We start from the raw sequence: 23,367 nt of genomic DNA on the forward strand, positions 1-23,367 counted from the left end.
ACCATCAACCGGCCGCTTTGCTTCCATCTCATGCTGTCCTCTGTTCCATGAGGGGACCCGGCCCGGCGCAACCGCGCCTGCCGCAATCTTGCGCATCGTTATTAATTTTTTGAGTGATCTGATCGCAGTTATGCGGCCATGGCGCCACAGGTTTCTAGCAGATGACGACTTTGTCAACGCTTCGCGCACGGAGGGAAGTTCGATCCTCACCCGTCCCACGCGGCGATACCGATCTGACCTGCGAAGACGGGCCCAGGGACCGACGGAGCACCGCCCGTCCGAGTTGATGGCGGCCTGCAGGGCGGCCTGGGTGCACGCCACGTTCAGGGTGGCGGCCGAGGCGGGGCTGCTTCGATTCGAAGACGCCGCCCCGTACCGGCCGGCTTCGGATATCACCGAATGCACAGGATTCGGATCACACCCCGGGCCAGCCCCGTTCCAGGTGGTCGAAGGCCGTGTCCAGGGCCTGTCGCGGGTCCGGCCGCATGCCCGCGAGGTCGGGGATCTCCAGGACGTAGCGGGCCAGGATCCGCAGGGAGTCGTCCTCGGCCGGGCGTCCGCACGCCTCGGCGATCACCGTGGCCAGGGACTCCTCGCAGCCGGTCCACATGCGGCGGGCGTAGGCGCGCAGTGCCGGCGTGGCGACGACGAGCCGCGTCTTGAGCAGGAACTCCGGCGCCGGGTCCGGATCGAAGGGGCCGCGGCCGGCGAAGAACGCGCGCAGGGCCGCCAGGACGGACACCCCGTCGGCCCGGCCGCGTACCGCCAGGGCCAGGGACTCCTCGCGCTCGGCGCCGTCCTCCAGGATCAGCGCCTCCTTCCCGCCGGGGAAGTGCGCGAACAGGGTCGTCAGCGCCGTGTCGGCCGCCTCGGCGACCTCGGCGACCTTGACCTGGTCGAAGCCCTTCTCCAGGAAGAGCCGCAGGGCGGCGTCGGCGAGCGCCTGCCGGGTTGCGGCCTTTTTGCGTTCGCGTCGCCCGGAGCCGTCCGGTTCCGCCTCTGCCTTGTCGATGCGTGTCATGGAACCAGCATAGAGCCGGATCACAGTCACTCCGAAAGTGGAGCGATTGCACTTTCATAGTCATTGTGTTCTTCTGGAGGGGAGGTCGCCGCCGCGCCTCGCTCCCCCTCCCCCTCGATCCAGGAGCCGTCATGTCCTCCGTAGCCGAACTCCGGCCCCCTCGGCCTCCTCGAGGGGCCGCCTCCCTCTCCACCACGGCCTTCTGGCTGATCCTCGGGCTGGTCCTGCTCGCCGACGCCCTCGACATGATCGACTCCACGGTGACCAACATCGCCGCGCCGACGATCGTCCGGGAGATAGGCGGCGGCGAGAGCCTCGTCAAGTGGCTGGGCTCCTCCTACACCCTGGCCATGGGCGTGCTCCTGGTCGTCGGCGGCCGGCTGGGCGACAAGTTCGGACAGCGCAGGCTGTTCCTCATCGGCATGGCCGGCTTCACCGCGGCCTCGGCCGCCTGCGGGCTCTCCCCGGACCCCGCGCTCCTCATCGCGGCCCGGGTGCTCCAGGGCGCCTTCGGCGCCCTGCTCATCCCGCAGGGCATGGCGATCATGACGCGGTCGTTCTCCCGCGAGCAGCTGGGCAAGGCCTTCAACCTCTTCGGCCCGCTGCTCGGCGCGGCCACCGTCGGCGGCCCGATCCTGGCGGGGTTCCTCATCGACGCCGACCTGGCCGGCCTGTCCTGGCGCCCGGTCTTCCTGATCAATCTGATCCTCGGCGTCTTCGGCACCTTCGCCGCCGCCCGCCTGCTCCCCCGCGACCCCGGCGACCGCTCCCTGAGCGTGGACGGCGTGGGCGCGGCGCTCCTCGGCCTGACGATGTTCGCCCTGATGTTCGGCCTGATCGAGGGTTCCACCCACGGCTGGGGCGCGACGGCGCTCGGCTCCCTGGCCGCCGGGGTGCTCTTCCTCGTCCTGTACGCACGCCGTCAGCGCACCGCCGCCGAACCCCTCATCAAGCCCTCCCTCTTCCGCAACAAGGGCTTCACCTCGGGCCTGTTCGTCGGAATGCTGTACTTCGCGGTCACCAGCGGCCTGCTCTACGTGACCTCCCTCTTCATGCAGCAGGCCCTGCACTCCAGCCCGGGCGACACCGCCCTCGGACTGCTGCCGCTGACCCTCGGCATCATCGCCTCGGCCGTCGCCGGCATGTCCGGCCTCACCCGCAAGCTCGGACGCACGCTCATCCTGGCCGGCATGCTGCTCACCTTCGCGGGCGCCGGCTGGCTCCTCGCGCTCGTCCTCTCCCGCGGCACGGACCTCACCCTGTGGGCGATGGCCCCGGCCGTCTTCGTCACCGGCCTCGGCATGGGCGCCTGCTTCGGCACCCTCTTCGACATCACCCTCGGCGACGTGTCCGCCGAGGAGGCCGGCAGCGCGGGCGGCTCCCTCACCGCCGTCCAGCAGATCGCCAACGGCATCGGCTCGGCCGTCGTCACCACCGTCTACTTCCACTCCGGCGCCCCGGCCCACGCCATGGCCGTCAGCCTAGTCACCGTCCTGGCCGTCACGGCCGCCTGCCTCCCGGCCCTGCGGCTGCTGCCCCGCGCCGCACACGCCGAGACCGCCGGCCACGGCGCCTGACCCACACGCCACCGCCCCGCCCCGCCCACTGCCCAAGGAGCGCCACCATGACGACCACCCACCACCCCCTCGCGATCATCGGCGCCGGACTCGGCGGCCTCACCCTGGCCCGCGTCCTGCACCTGCACGGGATCGAGGCGGCCGTCTTCGACCTCGACGCCTCACGCACCGCCCGCGACCAGGGCGGCATGCTCGATCTGCACGAGGAGTCCGGCCAGGCCGCCCTGCGCACCGCCGGACTCCACGAGGACTTCCGCACGCTCGTGCTCCCCGGCGGCCAGGCCATGCGGATCCTCGACCGCGGCGCGGCCGTCCACCTCGAACACGCCGATGAGCAGGACGGCGGGGACCGCGGCCGTCCCGAGGTGCACCGTTCCGCGCTGCGCGACCTGCTCCTCGACTCGCTTCCCACGGGTACGGTCCGCTGGGGCGCGAAGGCCACCGGCGTACGGGCCCTCGGTGACGGCGTCCACGAGGTGACCCTGGCCGACGGGTCCGCCTTCACCACCGGCCTGCTCGTCGGCGCGGACGGCGCCTGGTCGAAGGTCCGTCCGCTGGTCTCGTCCGCGCTCCCGCGGTACTGCGGCCTGTCCTTCGCCGAGGCGCACCTGTACGACGCGGACCTCCGCCATCCCGCGAGCGCGGCCCTGGTCGGCGGCGGGATGATGTTCGCGCTCGACGAGGGCCTGGGCCTGCTCGCCCACCGGGAGCCGGGGGGCACCGTGCACGTGTACGCCGCCCTGCGGACGGCCGAGGAGTGGGCCGCCGGTTCCGCACCGGCGGTGGAGGCCGTCCTGGAACGGTTCGCCGGATGGGACCCGCGGCTGCGCGCGCTCGTCGCCGACAGCGACGTCCCGCTGGTGGGCCGGCCGATTCACGCACTGCCGGTGGGCCACCGCTGGGACCGCTCCCCGGGGGTGACCCTGCTCGGCGACGCCGCGCACCTGATGTCCCCCTTCGCCGGGGAGGGCGCCAACCTGGCCATGCTCGACGGCGCCGAGCTCGCCGCGGCCCTGCTGGCCCGCCCCGGGGACCCGGAGGGGGCCCTCGCCTCGTACGAGGAGGCCATGTTCCCCCGCTCCGAGGCCGCCGCGGCCGAGTCCGAGGACAACCTCGACCTGTGCTTCGGAGCCGGGGCGCCGAAGACCCTGGTGGAGCGGATGGCCTCCTACACCGGCTGAGCGCGGCCGTGGTCCGCCCGAGCCGGAGCCGGAGCCGATGCCGGAGCCGGTGCCAGGCGGACCACCGCCGCGCGCCCGGAGCTCCGTAGCACGACCTCCCGCGCGCCGGTCACCAAGGCGGCGTCGTACGGGCCCAGTTCGGCGGCGCCGTCGATCTCGGCCGTCCCCTCCAGGGCGACGACCAGCAGGTTCTCCCCGGGCCGGACGGTGAGCGCGAGGTCGCCCCGTACGACGGCGGTGTCGGCGCTCACCGCGTCCCGGCGGTACATCACGTTGAAGTTCACCACCGGACCGGCCAGCAGCCGGCAGTCGGTGGGCTCGTCCCCGGGAAACCGCTGGGGCGCGTACCGCCGGTCCACGAGGCGTCGTACGCCGCCGATCTCGAGGTCCATGCCGGCGCCCTCCGCGAGGGTGAGCGTGCGGTCGACGCCGGGAAACACCGAGAAGGCCCCGTCGGCGGTGACCTCGGCGAGGCTGACCCGCCAGCCGAAATCCTCCATCCCGGAGCCCTCGGGCCCGGCGGCGATCTCCCGGGTGACTCCCCCGCCGTTCTTCCACCGGGCGGCCGGCCGCCCGGCCGCCCGCAGGATCCGGATCGCTTCTTCGCTGCTCATGGCACCCTTCCGGGCCCGGGAAGATCCTTTCCGGGCCCGGTCGAGCGTATCCGGGCGATGCCCGGCCGGAGCGGTCAGCCCACCGTGAGGTCGTCGCCGTAGACCGGGCCCTGGCCGTACCAGCCGTGCAGGTAGACGGTGGCGGTGCCGGAGGGGCCGGTGGTGAACGGGACCGTGAGCTTGGTCCAGCCGGTGGAGCTGGTCCAGGCGCTGCCGGTCGCACCGCCGCGGACGCCGAGGTAGGCGTAGCTGCCCTGGACCCAGCCGCTCAGCGCGTACTTGGTGTTCGGGGCGAGGGTGACGGTCTGGGTGCACTCGCCCGTCTGGCCGGAGGTGGGCGAGGTCTTCAGGGCGTACGAGCCCCCGTGCACCGGGGTGGAGACCACCGAGGCGCCGCTCTCGCAGGTCCACGGCCCGAGCGCGCCGCTCTCCAGGCCGCCGTTGGACAGGCCGGTCCCGCCGGGTCCGGGGACGGTGACGCTGAAGGTCGCGGAGCGGCTCAGCGCGCCGGCGGCTCCGGTGACGGTGAGCGGGTAGGTTCCGGGACCGGCCGAGGCGGCGGCGGTGACCGTGAGCTGCGCGGAGCCTCCCGCGGTGACCGTACCGGGGCTGACGGTGGCGCTCACTCCCGCGGGGGCGCCGGTCACGGTGAGGGCGACGGCCTGGGCGCTGCCCGAGGTGACCGCCGTGGTGACGGTGGCGGTGGTGGAGGTGCCGGGGACCACCACGGCGGACCCGGGTGCGACCGAGAGGGAGAAGTCGTCGGCGGCGGGTGCGCCACTGGTGAAGGGGGCGAAGGTGTGGGTGAAGTGCCAGGGGTCCTGGGCGATGCCGGAGCAGGTGTCGGAGCCGCCGGTGCCGGGGCAGCCGCCGTTGTCCCGCTGCAGGGCCCAGATGGAGAGGGTGTTGATGCCCTTGGCCGTGGCCCAGTTGTAGACGGTGGTGGCGTCGGCCGTGGTGAAGGTCTCGGCGGCGCCGAAGTCGTCGATGCCGGGCATCTCGGTGACGCCGATCATGCCCCAGAGCTGGGCGGGGGTCTTGGCCGGGTAGAGCGTGGCGAGCTGGCCGTAGAGCCCGGTCGCCGCGGTCTGGGTGTCGGCGGCCATGTCGTGGGCGGCGTTGTCGTAATAGTCGAAGGTCATCAGGTTGACGACGTCGACGCGGGCGCCCGCCGTCTTCGCGCTCTTGAGCACGTTGAGTCCGCTGCTCGCGAGCCCGCTCGTGGTGGTGGGCAGGGTGTACGAGACCTGGAGCGGGCGGCCGTTGGCGGCGGCCCAGTCCTGGAGCTTCTTGATGGCCTGGTTGCGGCGGTCGACCGCCGCCTTGTTGGTCAGGGACTTGTCCTCGATGTCCATGTCGAGGCGGCTGACGTCGTAGGTCGTGACGACCTTCTGGTAGGCGGCGGCGATCGCGTCCACGCTGGTGCAGCTGTCGGCGATCTCGGTGCCGCCGTGGTCGGCCGCGTAGCCGCCGAAGGAGGGGATGACGTCGCCGCCGCGCGCGCGGATGGTGGTGAAGTCGGCGCCGAACACGGAGGCGTCGACCGGCTGGGCGGTGGAGCCGTTCCAGTACGGGGTGCAGGAGCCCTTGGCCTCGGTCTGTACGAAGGCCATGGTCAGGTACTTGGCTCCGGAGGCCTGGGCCAGCTCGGCCGGGCTGTCGGAGGAGTAGGCCTCGAAGTAGGGGGCGAAGACGTGTGCGGGTAACGGGGTGGCGGCGTGGGCGGCTGCGCCGGAACCGATGACGAGGCCGGCGGAGGCCACGGCCGTGGTGAAGGCGGCGAAAAGGGCATGGAGGTGCCTGGGACGTCTCAACTGGGCTCCCGGTGGGGCGAAAGCGAATGACGGACGCCTCATGATTGGTCTGGACCAACCACCGGTCAAGGGTGCGGTCCCTAGAACGGGTAAAGCCGTCCCCGGGCCCTGCCGCGTGTGCGGCGGGACCCGGGGACGGCTCGGGGTGGAGCGAGGACACTCCGGCGTGGAAGGAGCGGTCAGGCGTCGGCCTTCGCGGCGGAGACCGCGGCGGCGTCCGCACTGGATCCGGCACTGGATCCCGTACTGGATCCCGCAGGAGCGGTCGCGGGCGAGCCGGCCACCGGTGCGGCGGCGTCCGTGTCCGCCGTCCGCGGCCCGTGCGCCCCGCGCAGGCCGATTCCGCTGATCACCGCGACCAGGGCGAAGGCCACCGCGCCGATGGCGAAGGTGAGGGTGAAGCCGGATTCGGCCGGCAGGGCGGGGACTCCCGCCGGGAGGTGCTCGATCGTCTTCGAGGCCAGGATCGTGGTCACGATCGCGCTGCCGATCGCGCTGCCCGTGGAGCGGGAGATCGAGTTGATGCCGTTGGCGATGCCGCTCTGGTGGTGCGGGACGCTCGCCATGATCACGGCCGGCATGGCCGCGTAGCCGAAGCTGACGGCCGCGCCGACGATGAGGCCCGCGCCGATCACGGATGCGGTGTGGCCGTGGTCCAGGGCCAGCCAGCCGAAGCCTGCGGCGCCGAGGGCGGCGGCCACGGCCAGTGCGGCGCGCGGTCCGCGGTGGCGGACCAGCTGGCCGCCGATCGGGGAGGCGAGCAGCGAGACGATCGCGCCGGGCAGCAGGAACTCCACGGAGGCGCGCAGGATGGATGCGTCGAAGCCGTAGCCGGTCAGGGCCTTGGGCATCTGGACGAGGTAGGAGACGCCCAGGAAGTTCGCGAACATGCCGAAGCCGACGAGGATGCCGGCCAGGTTGGCCATCAGGACCGGACGGTGGACGAACATCCGCATGTCGACGAGGGGCTCGCGGACCTTCAGCTCGGTGAACACCCAGACGGCGGTCATGACGACGGCTCCGGCGAAGCTGCCCAGCGTGCGGCCGGAGGCCCAGCCCCACTCGTGGCCCTGGGAGATCGGCAGCAGGAGCAGCAGCAGGGCGATGCCCAGGGTGAGCGCGCCGAGGAAGTCGGTGCGGCCGCCGGTCTTGTGCTTCGTCGCCGGAACCAGGAAGACGACGGCGAGCAGGGCGAGCACGGCGAAGCCGGTGGCCATCCAGAAGGCGTTGCGGTAGTCGGCGTCGCTGCCGGAGGTCAGCAGGCCGGTGGCGACGAGCGCGAGGCCGCTGCCGAATGCGAGGGTGCCACTGACCAGGGCCATCGCTCCGGGGAGCTTCTGCGGGCGGACCTCTTCGCGCAGCACGGAGAGGGCGAGCGGGAAGATCGCCGTCGCGGCGCCCTGGAGGACCCGGCCCAGGAGGAGCAGGGGGAGCGAGGACGCCAGCGCCGCGATGACGGAGCCCGCGACCATGACGCCCAGTACGGCCACCAGCGTCGGCTTCTTGCCGTGCTGGTCGCCGAAGCGGCCGAGCAGCGGGGTGAAGACGGCGGCGGACAGCAGGGTGGCGGTGGTCACCCAGCTGACGTTGGCGGTGGTGGTGCCGAGATCGCTGCGGATCAGCCCGAGGATCGGGACCGGCAGCGTCTGCATCATCGACACGACCATGGCGGCCAGGCTCAGGGCGAAGACGATGACCGTCTCGTTCCGGTGGCCGCCGGCCCGGGTGGTGGCGGAGGGAGTGGTGCTCATGGCAGGGAAGACCTTCTCAGTGCTTCAGATCGCAGATGTTTGACGTCATCAAGTACTTCGACTCCAGCAGACGGTAGACCTCAATAGTTAAGGTGGTCAAGTAAAAGGTTGATAATGTGAAACACCTTGAGTACGCTCCGAGCATGAGCGCCACCACCCCCCACGCCGTCCCGACCAAGCTGGAGCTGCTGGAGCTGCTCGCCGCGATCGGCACCGCCCAGTGGCGCGATTTCGCCGGCGCCGCCGCCCACCACGGCCTCACCTCCACCCAGGCGAAGGTCCTCGCCCAGCTGAACGGCCCGCTCCCGATGCGCGGCCTGGCCACCCTGCTGGTGTGCGACGCCTCGAACGTGACCGGCATCGTGGACCGGCTGGAGGCCCGTGAGCTGGTGCGCCGCGAGCCCGATCCCGCGGACCGGCGCGTCAAGAACGTCGTGGCCACGGACGCGGGCCGCGAGGTGATCCGCCGGGTCCGCGAGGAGATGCAGGCCACGCACGGCGCCCTCGACGTCCTGGACGACACCGAGCGCGCGACGCTCCACGCCCTGCTGGAGCGGCTGCGGCCGACCCTGGAGAAGGACGCCTGAGGCCGGTCCGAAGCCTCCTCGCGCGAACGCGTTGGCCAGGGGAAACACCACCTGACAGACTGCTACGGCTTCAGAACATTCCAGGAGGACGCATGTCAGAAGAATCAGACACCCCGCAGAACGAGTCGCCGGCCGAGGAGGCCAAGCGCAAGTTCAAGGAGGCCCTGGAGCGGAACGCCGCCAATGCCCAGTCGCAGCAGGCACACCAGAGCCGGGCGAAGATCCAGGGCGCCGGCGGAAACCCCGGGGGCAAGAACAAGAAGGTCCGCCGCAAGACCGGCTGACCCCGGCGGCGTCGCACTGTCGCGACACCGCCCCCGCCGGCCCCGGCGGGGTCCGGGACCACAGACGGTCCGGATCCGGTCGGGGACGGCACTCCCGGCGCACGAGGACGGCCCGGCGCACGGGCACGAAGCCGGGGCGCACGCCCACGAAGCCGGGGCGCACGCGCACGTACGCACTCCGGGCCGGGGATCCGCCCGCCCGCCACTCCCGTCGGCGTTGGGTCAATCGGCCGACGCAGGACCGCACTGGTGGAGTGCAAGGTTGGGCCACTCGGGTGATGGGTGATAACCCCCGGTGTCCACGGCAGTTGAGCAGCTCGTCCCGCCGAGGGCAGCTATCTCATGCGACAGTGCGACAGAAGAAGGATCTCCCACATGCTCAAGAAGTTCATGGCCACCGCAGCCGCCACCGCCGCCGTTCTGGGTGCCGGTGCCGCCGTAGCCTCCCCGGCGATGGCGATCGGCAACGACAACGGCGTCAACACCGTCAACGGCAACGGCTCCACGCAGGCCTTCGGCAACCAGGAGACCGACGGCGCCATGAGCCCGCAGCTCTCCGCCATCCAGGGCTCCGTGAACAAGCTCTGTGTCGGCCTGCCGGCGAAGGTCAACGCCCAGTCGATCCTGGCGCTGGTCAACGTCGGCGTCCAGGACATCCCGATCGCGTCCAACCCGCAGAACCAGCAGTGCGCCGAGAACTCCACCCAGGCCAAGGGTGACGAGACCGCCTCGCACATCCTGGACAACATCCCGGTCCTCTCCGGCAACCTCTCCGCCGGTAGCTGACCCCACAACGGAGCGCCGGTGCACTGCCCTTCGGGGCGGTGCACCGGCGCTTTCGTTTTGGTCTAGACCTTGACAGGTCCAGACCATCCTCGCTTCAGTGGGCACAGCTGTCCGTTGCCGGATCCCCGTTGCCCCCCACGGCAACCCGGCAACTCCCCCCACCGAAGGAGAACTTCCGTGATGCGCACCCTGCGCCGCCGCGCCCTCTCACTGGCCGCCACCGCGGCCGTCACCCTCGGCCTCGCGATCGCCCTCCCCTCCTCCCCCGCCGCCGCTGCTCCCGCCTGCGCCGGCGCGTGGGCCACGTCCGCCGTGTACACCGGCGGCGCGACCGCCTCGTACGGCGGCCACAACTGGCTGGCCAAGTGGTGGACCCAGGGCGAGACCCCCGGCACCACCGGCCAGTGGGGCGTCTGGTCCGACCAGGGCGTCTGCGGAGGCGGTGGCACCCCGAACCCGGACCCGACCACCCCCAACCCGTCCGGATTCGTGGTCAGCGAGGCCCAGTTCAACCAGATGTTCCCGAACCGGAACTCCTTCTACACCTACAACGGCCTGGTCGCTGCCCTGTCCGCGTACCCCGCCTTCGCCACCACCGGTGACGACACCGTCAAGCGGCGCGAAGCGGCGGCCTTCCTCGCCAACGTCTCGCACGAGACCGGCGGGCTGGTGTACATAGTCGAGCAGAACACCGCCAACTACCCGCACTACTGCGACGCGAGCCAGTCCTACGGCTGTCCCGCCGGGCAGGCCGCCTACTACGGGCGCGGGCCCATCCAGCTGAGCTGGAACTTCAACTACAAGGCGGCCGGCGACGCCCTGGGCATCAACCTCCTGGCCAACCCCTACCTGGTGGAGCAGGACCCGGCCGTCGCGATGAAGACGGCGCTCTGGTACTGGAACACACAGAACGGCCCGGGCACGATGACCGCCCACGCCGCCATGGTCAACGGCGCCGGCTTCGGCGAGACGATCCGCTCCATCAACGGCGCCCTGGAGTGCAACGGCGGAAACCCGGCGCAGGTGCAGAGCCGGATCAACTCGTACCAGAACTTCGTCCAGATCCTCGGCACGACCGCAGGGAACAACCTGAGCTGCTAGGGCGTGTCCGCAGGCCGCCTCTTCAGCGCGGCCGCAGCGTGGTGGCCAGCTGGGCCCGGGACCGGACGTCGAGCTTCTGGTAGATCCGGGTCAGCCGGGCCTCCACGGTCTTCACGCTGACGAAGAGCTTCGCGGCCGCCTCCTGGTTGCTGGCGCCCTGGGCCACCAGCACCGCGAGGCGGGTCTCCGCCTCCGTGAGGGCGGCCAGGGGCCGGGCCCCTCCGCCGCCCTCGCTCCCCGGCGCCGACGGGGAGGTCTCCCGCGCGAGCTCGGCCCACGGGGCGGCGCCGGCCCGGGCGAAGGCCTCGGCGGCGGCCGTCAGTGCGGCGCGGGCGGGTGCGCGCCGGCGGCGTCGGCGTTCCACCCGGGCGAGGGCGAGCAGCGTACGGGCCCGTTCCAGGGGCAGTTCGAGGCGTGCGAAGCGCTCGGCGGTGTCCTCCAGCAGGGCCACGGCGGCCTCGGCCTCGCCGTGCGCGGACAGGCACAGTCCCCGGGCCCGGTCGAGGGCGGCGATCACGCTGGTGCGGCCGAGGCGCAGGGCCGTCGTACGGACCCGGGCCTGCAGTTCGGCGGCTTCGTCGGGTGCGTCGGCGGCGACCAGGGCTTCGGCGAGCTCTCCGTGCCAGCGCAGGATCGAGGGGTCGACCACCTGCTGGGCGGCCTCCAGTTCGGCCACGCGGCGCAGGGTGGCGACGGCCTTCGCGGCTTCGCCCGTGGCCAGCTCGACCAGGCCGAGCACGTACAGGCCGCGGGAGAGGAAGATCTGGTCGTGTTCCTCCTCGGAGGCCTGGATGCCGCGCCGGGCGTATCCGGCGGCGCGCGGGAAGCCGCCGCCCATGGCCTCGGCCATCGCGGCGACGTACCAGGCGGGGCCGGGCGAGAGGCCCGCCTCCACGGTCAGCCGCAGGGCGTCGCGGGCGTGCGCGGTGGCCGCCGCGCACCTGCCGCGGCGCAGTTCCACCTCGGTGAGGCTGCGCAGGACTTCGAAGACGTCCTCGGCGGATCCGGTGCGCCGCACCGCGGGCAGCAGGACCAGGAGCTGGCGTCCGGCGTCGACGAGGCGGTCGTCGAAGAGGGCGTGGCGGACGGCGAGGTACTGCGGGGCGTTGCGCATGCCGAGCGGTACCTCGGGTGCGGGCAGGGCGAGTGCTTCGGCGAGGATCTCCTCGGCGTCCGGGTCGCCGAGGATGCGGCCCATCCGGGCCCTTACGGTCAGGGCCATGGCCTCGGCGACCTGGTCGCCGCCGCTGCGGGCCAGTACCCCGGCCTGCGCGGCGGCGTCGCGGGAGCGGACGGGGTCCCCGTCGCTGAGGTTGTGCTTCCAGGCGAGCCGCAGCCGGATGGCGGCCTCCAGGGCGGGGTCGCCCTCGGCGTCGGCGGCGGCGTGCGCGAAGGTCTCGTCGAGGGATCCGAGGGCCTGGCCCTCGGCGTCGATCACGGCGAGGCGGGCCCGCACCCGGTCGGCGGGCGAGGCGTCGCGGGCGAGTACGGCGCGGGTGGCGCGGCGGGCGAGGTCGGCGCGGCCGGCCCAGCCCGCGTCCTCGGCGGCGGCGACGAGCCGGGCGAGTTCCTCGCCGGGCAGGTGGCTGGGGGTGCGGTCGGCTGCGAGCAGGCCGAGTTCGGCGGCCAGGGCCCGCTGGCCTCGGCGGCGGCAGGACACGGCGGCCTCGGTGACCTCGGCTGCGAGCTCCTCGTCGGGGGCGTCCACGGCCAGCGCGCGGTGGCGTACGGCCTGGACCGGGTCGTCGACGGCGGCGGCCAGGGCGGCGTGCCCGGCGGCGCGTTCGGGCCAGCCGGCGTCGGCGGCCAGCGCGGTCGGCAGGGCTCCGGCGGTGAACCGGATGGTGCCGTCCTCCTCCACGGTGAGCAGTGCGGCCTTTTCGGCCACGGCGAGTTCGGCCTCCGCGTCGGGGCGCCCCGCCCGGCGCAGGAGGGCGGTGGTGGGGCGTGCGGCGAGGGCGGCGAACAGCAGGGTGCGCCGGGCCTGGGCGGGGACGACGCCGAGCAGTCGGCGGGCCACCTCGCGGGCCTGGCCGGAGACGGGCAGCGGATCGGCGTGGTGGGCGCCGCCCGCGCGGGAGTCGGCGGCTTCGGCGAGGGAGTGGCCCAGGGCCAGGGCGAGGCGCGGGTTGCCTCCGCTGGCCTGGTGGATGCGGCCGGCCAGGCGGGCCGGGAGCCCGCGGCGCACCAGCAGTTCGGCGACCTCGTCGGTGCCGAGCGGGGGGACCCGTATCTGGGGGGTGTCCGGTCCGCAGAGGGGCTCGCAGAGCGGGGCTCCGCCCTGGACGCACTCGGCGGCGAGGACCCGTACCCGCGGCGGGGTCAGGCGCAGGGCGAAGCGGAGCAGGTCGATGCTCTCCGCGTCGAGCCACTGGGCGTTGTCGAGCGCGAGCAGGACGGGTCCGCGGGCGGCGAGGGTCCGCAGGACCTCGACGACGGCGAGGCGCAGGGCGACGTGGTCCCGCCCGGCCCGTGGTGCGTCGGTTTCGCGCCGCAGGAGGGCGATGGCGGTGCGCTGTGGTCCGGAGAGGCTGTCCAGCGCGGTGGCGGGCACGGAGGCGAGGAGGGCGGCGGCGGAGGCTTCGGGTATCCACCGGTCGGCGGCTCCGGGGGCGAGGCGCAGCACGGTTTCGTGGCGCAGGGCGGCGGCTTCGGTGAGGGCGCGCAGCACCTCGGTCTTGCCGGAGCCTGCGGGTCCGGTGAGCAGGGCGCGTCCGTGCGTGGTCAGCGCGCGGTCGACCGCCTTGATCAGTTCGCCGTGTCCGACGGGCGGGTGTCCGCCCGCCGTGTCAGCGTGCCCCGTCGCCTCCGCCACGCACAGCCACCAGCCTTTCGCTTGCCCGCTCCTGTGCCCTTCCTGTGAGACGCGACAATACGAGGTCGGATGCCCGGCGGGCCCGGATTGTGACGCAGATTCCAGTCAGGTGACAGGAAAACCCGCCGGACCTGCCGATACGTGGGGTATCGGCGGGTCCGGCGGGCTCGTCTGGTCCGTACTATCGCTCCGTCAGAGCGAGTTGGGGCTGGGTGGTGCGGGGTAAGGATCCGGCTCAGAAGCCGAGGCTCCAGGAGTCGATGTAGCCGGTGTCGGCGGAGGCCACGTCCTGGACGCGGAGCTGCCAGGTGCCGTTGGCGGGCTGGCCGGAGGCGTCGACGGTGTAGGTGGTGAAGAGGTTGTCGGTGCCGTCGCTGGAGGAGTTCTGGAGGCGCTTGACCACGGCGCCGCCGGGGCCGACCAGGTCGATGATCAGGTCACCGCGGTAGGTGTGCTTGATGTCGACCGAGACCTTCAGGGCCGCCGGGGCGTTGCCCGCGACACCGGTGACGGTGATCGAGGAGGCGACGGCGGGGCCGTTGTCCGTGATGGTCACGTCGGCGGCGTTGGTGAAGACCGGCGTGACGGGGGTGGAGGCGACGGCGTCGACCGTCTTGGCCGCGTCGGCGAGACCGGCGCCGCAGCCGCCGGTGCAGGTGCCGGCCAGCGGGCGGGCGTTCGCCTTGATGGCCGACTCGACCTGCGCCGGGGTCAGCGAGGGCTTGGCGGAGACGAGGAGCGCGGCGAGGCCCGCGATGTGCGGGGCGGCCATGCTGGTGCCCTGGTACGGCTTGTAGATCTCGGCGCCGGGGGTGGTGGCGCCGTTGTTCAGGGTGGAGAGGATGCCGTTCTCGGGGGTGGTGACGGTGCCGGGCGTGTCGGTGGCGCGGCGGGTCTCACCGCCCGGGGCGGACACGTCGATGATCGTGCCGAAGTTGGAGTAGAAGGAGCGGTCCCCGGTGCGGTTGGTGGAGGCCACGTTGATCACGTTGTTGCAGCTGGCGGGCGAGAAGCCGGAGGCGTTCGCGTTGCTGTTGCCCGCGGCGACGACGACGGTGGTGCCGCGGCCGACGGCGGCGTTGATCGCGTTCTGGTAGGTGGCGGTGCAGGCGCCCGAGCCGCCGAGCGACATGTTGATCACCTTGGCGGGGGTGGCGTTCGCCGGGATGCCCGCGACGGAGCCGCCGGAGGCCCAGGTGATGGCGTCGACGATGTCCGAGGTGGCGCCGCCGCACTTGCCGAGCACGCGGACGGGCTGGATCTTCGCGCCGTACGCGATGCCCGCGACGCCCTTGGAGTTCCCGGTGGCGGCGGCGATGGTGCCGGCCACGTGGGTGCCGTGCCAGGAGGAGCCGCTGGCCGTGGAGCCGGTGCCGCATTCGCCGGCGGCGCTCCAGTCGCCCTGGTCGGCCGGGTTGTTGTCACGGCCGTTGCCGTCGCGGGCGGCGGTGGAGCTGGAGATGAAGTCGTAGCCGGCCACGATGTTCGGCGCCACGTCGGAGTGGGCGACGTAGCCGGTGTCGATCACGGCCACGGTCACGCCGGAGCCGGTGGTCTTGTCCCAGGCTGCCGGAACGTTCATGCCGGCGGTGGGCTCGAAGAGGTCCCACTGCTTGGCGTACTCGGTGTCGTTGGGGGTGACGGCGAGGGCGTAGGCGCGGGAGTCGGGCTCGACGTAGGCGACGTCGGGGTCGGCGCGGAACTGGGCCATGACGGCGGCCGCGTCGGCCGGGGCGCCGAGGGTGACGAGGGCGGCTCCGGTGCCGAGGCGGCGCTCGAAGGTGGCCTTCTTCGAGGCCTTCTTGCCCTTGGCCGCGACGTCGGCGGCGGCGGCGGAGTTGGATCCGGCCTCGGCGGCCGAAGTCTTGTAGCCGACGATGAGGTTCTCGGCGGGGGCCGCGGCGGCGGGGGCCGCGGCGGCGGGGGCGCCTGCGGCGGGGAGGGTCCGCGCGGCGGGGGCGGGATCCGTGGCGGACAGCGCCATGGAGGTGGTGGCGGTGCCGGCGAGCAGCGTGACGGACATCGCCACCACGGATATGAGCCTGCGTCGTCTGGATGCGTGCACGGTGTTCCCTTTCGCGGGCCGCCACAGAACGCGCCGGGGCGGCCGGTTGGTGCAGTGTGGGAGGTTAACCGGCGGCCGCGGGACCGGAACGGGCTGGTCAAGCCCGCCCGGCCACCGCTGCTGCACACCACTTCGTCGCCCGCCGCAGCGTCGGGGCTGGGCAACGGTGGCACCGGCGAAAAACCGACCTTATGGCTCCGCGCCATGTGGGGTGGGCGCGGGGCCTGTTCGGGCGGGGAGGATCGCCGGTGGGCAGACAGTAGGCAAATCGGGGATGAACGCGATACGGGGAAAACCCTTGTCCGCACCCTGCCGGGCCCCCCTTAGGGTGGTCGGACCCCGCGATGGGCTGTCGGCAAACGACCGTGCGGGACGGGGAGATGAGGAGGTCCGGACGTGGCAGAGCTCTACCCGCCGGTCGAGCCCTACGACAAAGGGATGCTCGACGTCGGCGACGGAAACGTCATCTACTGGGAGGTGTGCGGCAATCCGGCCGGAAAGCCCGCCCTCGTGGTCCACGGCGGTCCCGGGTCGGGGTGCACCGAGAGCGCCCGCCGGCTCTTCGATCCGGCACGCTACCGGGTCGTCCTCTTCGACCAGCGCGGCTGCGGCCGCAGCACCCCGCACGCGAGCGATCCGGCGACCGACATGCGGCACAACACCACCGGGCACCTGGTCGCCGACATGGAGCGGCTGCGCGAGCACCTGGGGATCGGCCGCTGGCTGCTGTACGGCGGCTCCTGGGGATCCACCCTGATCCTGGCCTACGCCGAGCGGCACCCGGAGACGGTCTCCGAGATCGTCATCGCGGCCGTCACCACCACCCGGCGCTCGGAGATCGACTGGCTGTACCGCGGCGCCGGCCGGTTCTTCCCCGAGCAGTGGGAGCGCTTCGTCGCCGGGGCGGGCGGCGCCGGCCGCGACGGGGACCTCGTCGGGGCCTACGCCCGCCTGGCGGCCGATCCCGACGAGGCGGTGCGGGCGAAGGCCACGGCCGACTGGTGCGCATGGGAGGACGCGGTGCTGTCCGGGGAGACCAAGGGCGCCTCCCAGCCGTACACCGACCGGCCGCCGGCGGCCCGGGTCGCCCTCGTCCGCATCTGCTCGCACTACTTCTCGCACGGCGCGTGGCTGGAGGAGGGCGAGCTGCTGCGCGGGGCGCACCGGCTGGCCGGGATCCCCGGCGTCCTGATCCACGGTCGGCTCGACATGGCCGGCCCCCTCGGCACGGCCTGGGAACTGTCCCGCGCCTGGCCCGGCGCGGAACTGACCGTGGTGGAGGAGGCGGGCCACATGGGCGGAGCGGCCACCCTCGGCCATGTCCTCGGCGCCCTCGACCGGTTCGCGGCCTAGAGCCGCCGCCAAGGGGGCCCAGGCCCGCGACGGGGCCGGTCCGGATCCGCCGCGCTCAGGCTCCGGGCCGGTCCGCCGGCGGGTTGAGCTTGCGGAAGTACGTCCAGCTGGTCTCGTTCGGCTCCGTCCACTTCTCGGGGGCGTGGGCGAACTCGGGGTGGCGGGCGGCGATGTAGGCGCGGGTCCGCTCCGGGACCTCCGCGTAGGAGGCGAGTTTGCGGCCCCGGCAGTGGAAGGTGAGCCCGCCGGGGCGCGGGCCCTGTTCCATCCAGGGCAGCCAGGGCGACATCCGGGTCCAGGACATGGTGGACGGGACGCTGGGCTCGTCGGTGGTGAGGACCGAGGCGGGGGCGAAGAACTGGAAGAGCTCCAGGGCCCGGTAGGTGTCGTCGGCCGAGTTCTCGGGGTACTGCGCGACGGGCAGCGGCGAGGGGTAGGCGAGCGGGATCTCCAGGCTGAAGCAGACCTGGTCGCCGAGTTCGGTCAGGGGGACGGGGAAGGGACGCCACTTCTGGTTCGCGGGGTCGTTCCAGACGTGGACCACGGGCTTGTCCTCCCAGGTCTCCAGGATCTCCCGGGTCAGCGGGTCCAGGTAGAACGCGGCCTCACGGGTGAGGAGCTGGTAGGTACCCGGCGCCTCGTCCGCCACCAGCCGGGCCACGTTGAGGCCCTCGAAGCCGAAGAGGCGGCGGTACGGCTCACCGGGGGCCCAGGCGTGGACGTCGCCCGTCCACCAGAAGGTGACCTCGGATCCGTCGAGGGAGGCGCGGGTACGGGCGAGGGCCGACAGCAGGTCTTCGGGTGTCATACCGGGCCACTCTGCGCGCTCCGCCCCGACCGGGCAAGGACCGGACCGGCCATGCCCGTATCAGCTGGTGGAAATGGCTTTCCCGCCACCGGTGCGGTCGATCTAGCATGCGGCCATGCCATCGACGGTTCGACTCCTGATCCTCATCACCACCCTCCCCGGCCGCGGCCGGGAGCAGATCGAGGCCTACGAGCGCCTCGCGCCGGCCGTACGGGCCGAGGAGGGCTGCATCCGCTACGACATGCACCGGGTCAGCGGCGATCCGGACCGGTTCGCCCTCATCGAGGAGTGGTCCTCGCGGGAGGCCCTCGCCGCGCACGACGCCACCCCGCACATGATCGAAGCCGACGCGGCGAGCCCCGCGTTCCGCGCGGGACCCGCGGAAGTGATCGTGCTCGACGCGGCGCCGCTGGCCTGAACCGCGGCCGGAGCCGGGGCCGGAGCCGGAGCCGGGGCCGCGCCGTCGTCACCGGGGGCGCGCGCCCGGGCGGAGGAGTTCGATCTCGCGGGCGGCGCGCGGGGAGTTCACGCCCCGGTTGAGGGCTTCGGCGTACCGCAGTTCGGCGGCGGCCTCCCGCTCCCGGCCGCCCATCCGGTACAGCCGGGCCCGTTCCACGTGCGTGAGCATGATCGCGCGTTCCTGCTGGGCGGGCCGGGAGGCCAGCGAGGCGTCCAGGGCGGCGTGGGCCGCCGCATGGTCCCCGAGCAGCCCGAGGACCACCGCGCGCTTGAACTCCAGGGCCGCCGGACGGTAGGTGTGGAAGGGATCCGGTTCGCCCGCGGCGGCCCCCTGCGCCCCGTCGGCGGCGTCGAGCCAGGCGAGGGCCTGCGCCCTGTCCCCCAGGGCGGCGTGCACCTGGGCCGCCTGGGCGGCGACGAAGGCCCGTACGGCGTCGGGGGCGCGCGGGGCGATCTCCAGCGCCTGGCGCACGTAGGAGAGCGCGACGGCCGGCTGGTTCTGGTCGAGGGCGTCCTGGCTGAGCATGCGCAGGGCGATGGCCCGGGTGGACGGCTCCCCCGCCAGCTCCGCGAGGGAGGCGGCCCGGCTCAGGGTCCGCCGCGCCTCGGCGAAGGAGCACTGGTCGGCGTAACTGCGGGCCAGGAGCAGCACCGTGCGCGCCGCGTGGCCGATCTCCAGGGCGGACAGGGAGCCTTGGTCCCCGGTGGCGGTGAGGGCCGTACGGAAGGTGCTCTGGAGGTACGCGAGGAGTACGGGCGCGGTGGCGTCCCCGCCGAGGGCGTCGACCTGGCCGGTGAAGAAGCTCTCGGCGGCCCGGCGCAGTGCGGTGTGCGACAGGGCGGGCACCTGGCCGGGCTCCGGCCCGGCCCCCGGCCCGGTCTCGACCTCGGCCCCGGCCCCGGCGCGCTCGCGCTGCTCGGGGACCCGGTGCCCCTCGCCGCCGCCGCGGGGCCTGCGGTGCGGGTGCAGGCCGGGCACGGTGGCGAGGAGCTCCGCCGCCAGGGCGTGGGGTCCGGGGGCCTGATCGCGGCCGGACGGGCCGGTGTCCGGACGGTCCGGGGCCGCCCGGTCCGAGGCGGTGCGGCCCGAGGCGGTGCCGTGGTGCGCGCCGGCGTGGTGCAGGCCGGCCTGGTGCATGCCGATGTCGGCCGGGCCCACGGGCCGGTCCAGCCGGGCGGCGAGGATCTCGCAGAGGAGGCCCGGGACGGGGTCGCGCGGGGTGCTGCCGCGCAGCCAGTGGGCGACCGAGGTGCGGTCGTAGCCGGTGGTGAGGCCGGCCGCCTGCGCGCTCGTGTTGAGCCGCCGGGCCAGGGCCTCGTAGGTCCAGCCGGTTTCCCTGATCAGGCGGTGCAGGAGGTGGTTGGCAGCGGGCACGGCGGTGGTCCTTCCTTGCGATGCGGGTCGCTCGAGAAGGTTGCTTTGCCGTATGAACAGCCAAACGGGGGCAAAGGTTGCGGGCCCGGGGCCGCGGGGCCCGAGCATGCAACACCTTCAACGGATGGCGGCGCCCCGGCCGGCCCGTGACCGCCCTGCGGACGCCCCGTTGACGGAGGCGGGGGTGGGCGGCAACCGTGACCCGCATGGGGAACGAACGCCGACTGCTCACGCTGCTGATCTGCCTGGTGCTGGGCGCCGGGCTGACCGCCGCCGTGCTGGGGGCCGCGCGCGCGGGCGGGCCCGGCGCTCCGGCGGCCGGTGCGGGTGCCGTGGCCGGCGCCGGTCCCGTGCCCGCCGACTTCGTCGACTTCCGGGAGGTCCCGCCCGGACCGGCCGAGCCCGCCGCGGCCGGGCCCCAGGCCTCCACGGGCCGGGTCTCGGTGGATTGCGGCCGCAATGCAGGGGGCCACTACAACGAGGACAACCTCGTCGTCTCCCCGGGGCTGCGCTCCGGCGCCCACCACACGCACGGCTACGTCGGGAACCTGTCCACGGACGCCTTCTCCACCGACGCCTCCCTGGACGCGGCCGCCACCAGCTGCGCGGGCGGTGACCGTTCCACGTACTACTGGCCGGTGCTCCGCCGCACCGACCGGCCGGGCGGCCACCCGCACGAGGGCTCCGCCGGCCACGGGAACGCGGGCACGATCCTCCCCGAGGCGGCGGTGTCGGTGGAGTTCCTCGGCAGTCCCGTGAGCAAAGTGGTGGCCATGCCCCGGTTCCTGCGCGCGATGACCGGCGACGCGGTGGCCCTCACCAGCGGCTCCGACGAGGACGTCCGGGCCCGCTGGGGCTGTTCGGGCTCCCCCGACCGGTCCACCACCCGCTACCCGCGCTGTCCGCAGGGCGAGCGCCTCACCCGTACGCTCACCTTCCCCAGCTGCTGGAACGGCCTGGACACCGCCTCCCCCGGGCACCGCTCGCACCTGCGCTTCCCGGCGGCGAACGGCGTCTGCCCGCCGGACACCTTCCCCGTACCGCGCCTGCGGATCTCCCTCGCCTACGAGGTTCCCGCGGGGGCGCCCATCGCCCTCGACTCCTTCCCCGAGCAGCGGCACAGTCCCAGGACGGACCACGCGATGTTCGTGAACGTGATGACCGGCCCGCGGATGGACGAGGTCGTGGACTGCCTCAACCAGGGCCGAAGCTGCCGGACCTGAGTGGCGCCGCCCACCCACCCCCTCGGGTGACGCAGGTCACGTGAACCCGCCGCCCGCCCGTGGCGTGTTGTGACCGCACCAGGTAAGCAAGGAAGACGGAGAGGGTGAGATGGCCGGACCACTGTGGCCCCGCACTCGGCGGGGCTCGACCGACGAGGCACTGATCAAGTCCGTGTACGAGGAGCACGGTCACGCCCTGCTCGCGTACGCGACCCGGCTGACCGGGGACCGGGCCGCGGCCGAGGACATCGTCCAGGAGACCCTGATCAGGGCCTGGCGCCACTCCGAGGCCCTGGTGAACGGGAAGGGTTCCGTACGCGGCTGGCTGCTCACGGTGGCCCGCAACATCATCACCGACCGCTACCGGGCCAAGGCGGCCCGGCCGCCGGAGGTGTCCGGATCGCCGGCGCATCCGCCGGTGGAGGCGGACCACGCCGACGCGGTCGTGGACACGATGGCCGTGCTGGGCGCCCTGGACCAGCTGTCACCGGAACACCGGGACGTGCTGACGGAGTTGTACTACCGCCAGCGGAGCGTCGCCGAGGCGGCCGACACCCTCGGGATCCCGGCCGGCACGGTGAAATCGCGCTCGCACTACGCGCTCAAGGCGCTCAGAGAAGTCTTCAGGGAAAGCACACGCACGGGCGGCCCGTCTCCGCGGCCCGGCGGTCTGCAGGAGGTGGTGGCATGAACGGGCAGCGGCACGAGGAGGAACTGCTCGGCCCGTACGTTCTCGGCGTCCTGGACGACGCGGAGGTCCGCCGGGTCGAGGAACACGTGGACGGCTGCGTGCAGTGCCGTCAGGAGGTGACGGCTTTGCGCGAGATGGAGACGGCTCTGGGCGAGGTGCCCCCCGAGGCCTTCCTCGACGGCCCGCCGCAGGGCGGTGACCTGCTGCTCCAGCGCACCCTGCGCCAGATGCGGCAGGAGGTCGACGGGGCGCGGCGGCGCCGGACCGCGTTCACGGGACTGGCCGTGGCGGCCTCGCTGACCGCCGTCTTCTGGGCCGGTACCCAGCTGGGCGGCGGGAGCGCCGAGGTCGAGGCCCGGCCGCTGCCGACGGTCTCGGCCCAGCCCTCACCGCCGGCGGCGGGGACCAGGGTGGCGTCCGCGACGGATGCGGGCACGGGCGCGCGGATGACCGTACAGGTGACGCCGGCGGCCAAGTGGGTGCGGGTGCACGCGGCGGTGACGGGGATCCCGGCGGGCGAGCGCTGCCGGATCGTGGTGGTCTCCCGGGACGGTACGCGCACCACGGCGGGCGGCTGGGTGGTGGGCACCGCGGAACACGGCGAGGGCAAGGGCGCGGCCCTGGACGGCTCGGCGGCGGTGGACCCGGCGGACGTCCGCGCGGTCCTGGTGGAGAACGAGTCGGGTACGGCCTTCGTGTCGGTACCGGTACCCGCGTAACGGCGGGGCGAACGTGACGGAGCCCGGGAGCATGTCCAGCTCCCGGGCTCCAGCTTGCCACCCATTTGCGCACACCGGCGGCGTTTAAGAACCGCGGGTCATCTTGAGATCGACGTGTTCTGCCTTTGAACTACAGCGCCACGAGAGAGGCGCCGAAGGGACTTGAACCCCTATCCGTCGATGTTCGCCCGCGCTCGGTCGATCCGGTGTTCGGCGGCGAATACTGAGACTGGAGCGAGAATCTGAGTTTGACGGGGCCGCCTCTGCCGGGCTTGGGCCACCCCCGCACGTGGTGCGGGGAGAGGGATTCGAACCCCCAACTGACACCCCTTGATCAGCTTCAACATCAGTTTCAGCTTGCGCTCATCGCGCACCCCCCGCTCGCGACGGGGGGCGAATGTGGGGCTACCCGAAGAGGTAGCCGAATACCGCGTCGCCGGTCCGCTGGTCGGTGACCTCGGTGTTGTTCGCCTCCTCGCGGGCGAACTTGACGGACTGCTGGAGCTTCTCGACCCGGTCGAGGAGCTCGTTGACCCGCCGGGCGGGCAGCGCTCCGGAGAACTTCACGGTGGTCCAGTAGCCGACGGCCACGTCCTCGTAGTACACCTCGACCTGCGCCGGGTGCTTCTCCGTGGCCTCGGCCTTCACGTGGTTGCGCGGGACCTTCTTCGTCCGGATGGTCCGTACCGCGTCCGTCTTCCACGCATCGGTCGAGGGGTCCAGGTTCCACGACTCGGAGGCGTCGAGCACCGGCAGCTTGCGCACGAAGGTGTGCAGGTCGGTGAGCTGCTTCTCCAGGAACAGCAGGTACGGGACGGGTACCTGCGGGAGCAGGACCCTGCCGTCGACCACCACGTCCGCGGCCGCGGACAGGTTCGCCCAGTCCTTCGTCGCGGTCACGTCGAAGAGCCGGGTCAGGGTCGAGGCGGTCGCCCGCAGGGCGTCCTCGGCCTTGATCTGGACCCGGGTGGACTCGGGCGGGAGCTGCTCGCCCTCCTCGTCCTTGGGCTGGTAGGTCCGGGAGATGCCGGCCAGCAGAGCGGGCTTCTGCACGTCCTGGTGAGCCTGGGTGAGCTCCTGGAGGGCCTTGGACTTGACGCCCTTTTCGACTGCGATGATCTGATTCAGCTTCGGCACACGGTG

Annotated in this window: 21 protein-coding genes and 1 pseudogene; 11 read left to right on the plus strand and 11 right to left on the minus strand. The window is 73.0% G+C overall.

Annotated elements, in window-relative coordinates:
- Both ACFWNV_RS15915 and ACFWNV_RS15920 read right to left on the minus strand, forming a co-directional pair.
- The coding region (locus tag ACFWNV_RS15915; protein ID WP_383946460.1) for a hypothetical protein at positions 1-189 on the minus strand (189 nt) is incomplete at its 3' end.
- Positions 190-415: 226 nt separating this feature from the next.
- On the minus strand, positions 416-1,021 hold the full coding sequence (locus ACFWNV_RS15920) for a TetR/AcrR family transcriptional regulator (RefSeq protein ID WP_383946463.1): 606 nt from the start codon (positions 1,019-1,021) through the stop codon (positions 416-418).
- Between the two features lie 131 nt (positions 1,022-1,152).
- Here ACFWNV_RS15920 and ACFWNV_RS15925 point away from each other — a divergent pair, with 131 nt between their 5' ends.
- Positions 1,153-2,598, plus strand: coding sequence for an MFS transporter (locus tag ACFWNV_RS15925; protein WP_383946467.1), 1,446 nt, complete (start codon positions 1,153-1,155; stop codon positions 2,596-2,598).
- A gap of 47 nt (positions 2,599-2,645) precedes the next feature.
- Positions 2,646-3,779 carry an FAD-dependent oxidoreductase gene (locus ACFWNV_RS15930; RefSeq protein WP_383946470.1) on the plus strand — a complete coding sequence of 378 codons (1,134 nt, stop codon included), beginning with the start codon at positions 2,646-2,648 and terminating at the stop codon, positions 3,777-3,779.
- Here the strand turns inward: ACFWNV_RS15930 and ACFWNV_RS15935 are convergent.
- From ACFWNV_RS15935 to ACFWNV_RS15945, 3 genes are all read right to left on the minus strand, one after another.
- A complete protein-coding gene (locus ACFWNV_RS15935) occupies positions 3,767-4,393 on the minus strand; it encodes a HutD family protein (protein WP_383946472.1) in 627 nt (208 codons plus the stop codon). The genes ACFWNV_RS15930 and ACFWNV_RS15935 overlap by 13 nt on opposite strands.
- A gap of 74 nt (positions 4,394-4,467) precedes the next feature.
- Positions 4,468-6,207 (minus strand): glycosyl hydrolase family 18 protein, encoded by a 1,740-nt coding sequence (locus tag ACFWNV_RS15940; RefSeq protein ID WP_383946475.1) that lies wholly within the window; start codon positions 6,205-6,207, stop codon positions 4,468-4,470.
- Between the two features lie 179 nt (positions 6,208-6,386).
- On the minus strand, positions 6,387-7,958 hold the full coding sequence (locus tag ACFWNV_RS15945; RefSeq protein WP_383946478.1) for an MFS transporter: 1,572 nt from the start codon (positions 7,956-7,958) through the stop codon (positions 6,387-6,389).
- A gap of 143 nt (positions 7,959-8,101) precedes the next feature.
- Between ACFWNV_RS15945 and ACFWNV_RS15950 the strand changes: the two genes are divergently transcribed.
- The 4 genes from ACFWNV_RS15950 to ACFWNV_RS15965 all read left to right on the plus strand — a co-directional run bounded on the left by ACFWNV_RS15950 (position 8,102) and on the right by ACFWNV_RS15965 (position 10,716).
- Entirely contained in the window at positions 8,102-8,545 is a 444-nt protein-coding gene (locus tag ACFWNV_RS15950) for a MarR family winged helix-turn-helix transcriptional regulator (protein WP_266875140.1), read from the plus strand.
- A 92-nt stretch (positions 8,546-8,637) separates the two neighbouring features.
- On the plus strand, positions 8,638-8,829 hold the full coding sequence (locus ACFWNV_RS15955) for a DUF5302 domain-containing protein (protein WP_243333056.1): 192 nt from the start codon (positions 8,638-8,640) through the stop codon (positions 8,827-8,829).
- A gap of 375 nt (positions 8,830-9,204) precedes the next feature.
- The gene (locus tag ACFWNV_RS15960; protein ID WP_383946482.1) at positions 9,205-9,615 is read left to right on the plus strand and encodes a rodlin; all 411 of its coding nucleotides are present in this window, start codon (positions 9,205-9,207) and stop codon (positions 9,613-9,615) included.
- A 180-nt stretch (positions 9,616-9,795) separates the two neighbouring features.
- Entirely contained in the window at positions 9,796-10,716 is a 921-nt protein-coding gene (locus tag ACFWNV_RS15965; RefSeq protein WP_383946623.1) for a glycoside hydrolase family 19 protein, read from the plus strand.
- Between the two features lie 22 nt (positions 10,717-10,738).
- Here ACFWNV_RS15965 and ACFWNV_RS15970 read toward each other — a convergent pair whose 3' ends face one another.
- Positions 10,739-13,531 (minus strand): AAA family ATPase, encoded by a 2,793-nt coding sequence (locus tag ACFWNV_RS15970; RefSeq protein WP_383946485.1) that lies wholly within the window; start codon positions 13,529-13,531, stop codon positions 10,739-10,741.
- Positions 13,532-13,766: 235 nt separating this feature from the next.
- Entirely contained in the window at positions 13,767-15,554 is a 1,788-nt protein-coding gene (locus ACFWNV_RS15975) for a S8 family serine peptidase (protein WP_383946626.1), read from the minus strand.
- 438 nt (positions 15,555-15,992) lie between these two features.
- On the opposite strand from ACFWNV_RS15975, the gene pip reads away from it, so the two are divergent.
- Positions 15,993-16,949, plus strand: a complete 957-nt coding sequence (pip, locus tag ACFWNV_RS15980) for a prolyl aminopeptidase (RefSeq protein WP_383946488.1) — start codon at positions 15,993-15,995, stop codon at positions 16,947-16,949.
- A gap of 55 nt (positions 16,950-17,004) precedes the next feature.
- Here pip and ACFWNV_RS15985 read toward each other — a convergent pair whose 3' ends face one another.
- Complete coding sequence (locus ACFWNV_RS15985) at positions 17,005-17,757, minus strand: DUF1838 family protein (protein WP_383946491.1); 753 nt, start codon at positions 17,755-17,757, stop codon at positions 17,005-17,007.
- Positions 17,758-17,872: 115 nt separating this feature from the next.
- On the opposite strand from ACFWNV_RS15985, the gene ACFWNV_RS15990 reads away from it, so the two are divergent.
- The gene (locus tag ACFWNV_RS15990; RefSeq protein WP_383946494.1) at positions 17,873-18,175 is read left to right on the plus strand and encodes a putative quinol monooxygenase; all 303 of its coding nucleotides are present in this window, start codon (positions 17,873-17,875) and stop codon (positions 18,173-18,175) included.
- 48 nt (positions 18,176-18,223) lie between these two features.
- Here the strand turns inward: ACFWNV_RS15990 and ACFWNV_RS15995 are convergent, their stop codons facing one another.
- Positions 18,224-19,591, minus strand: a complete 1,368-nt coding sequence (locus tag ACFWNV_RS15995; protein WP_383946497.1) for a tetratricopeptide repeat protein — start codon at positions 19,589-19,591, stop codon at positions 18,224-18,226.
- Between the two features lie 206 nt (positions 19,592-19,797).
- Between ACFWNV_RS15995 and ACFWNV_RS16000 the strand changes: the two genes are divergently transcribed.
- From ACFWNV_RS16000 to ACFWNV_RS16010, 3 genes are all read left to right on the plus strand, one after another.
- Entirely contained in the window at positions 19,798-20,814 is a 1,017-nt protein-coding gene (locus tag ACFWNV_RS16000) for a DUF1996 domain-containing protein (protein WP_383946500.1), read from the plus strand.
- A 109-nt stretch (positions 20,815-20,923) separates the two neighbouring features.
- Positions 20,924-21,505, plus strand: a complete 582-nt coding sequence (locus ACFWNV_RS16005) for a sigma-70 family RNA polymerase sigma factor (RefSeq protein ID WP_383946503.1) — start codon at positions 20,924-20,926, stop codon at positions 21,503-21,505.
- Positions 21,502-22,224 carry a zf-HC2 domain-containing protein gene (locus ACFWNV_RS16010; protein WP_383946506.1) on the plus strand — a complete coding sequence of 241 codons (723 nt, stop codon included), beginning with the start codon at positions 21,502-21,504 and terminating at the stop codon, positions 22,222-22,224. The genes ACFWNV_RS16005 and ACFWNV_RS16010 overlap by 4 nt, the downstream gene beginning before the upstream one ends.
- A gap of 290 nt (positions 22,225-22,514) precedes the next feature.
- On the opposite strand, the pseudogene ACFWNV_RS16015 reads toward ACFWNV_RS16010, so the two are convergent.
- Together ACFWNV_RS16015 and ACFWNV_RS16020 are read right to left on the minus strand one after the other, a co-directional pair.
- Positions 22,515-22,605, minus strand: a pseudogene (locus ACFWNV_RS16015).
- A gap of 24 nt (positions 22,606-22,629) precedes the next feature.
- Positions 22,630-23,361: a hypothetical protein gene (locus ACFWNV_RS16020; RefSeq protein ID WP_383946509.1), complete on the minus strand. Its 732-nt coding sequence runs from the start codon at positions 23,359-23,361 to the stop codon at positions 22,630-22,632.
- Positions 23,362-23,367: the final 6 nt, after the last annotated feature.

Origin of the sequence: Streptomyces sp. NPDC058401 (assembly GCF_042722885.1) — a bacterium.
Lineage (GTDB): Bacteria > Actinomycetota > Actinomycetes > Streptomycetales > Streptomycetaceae > Streptomyces.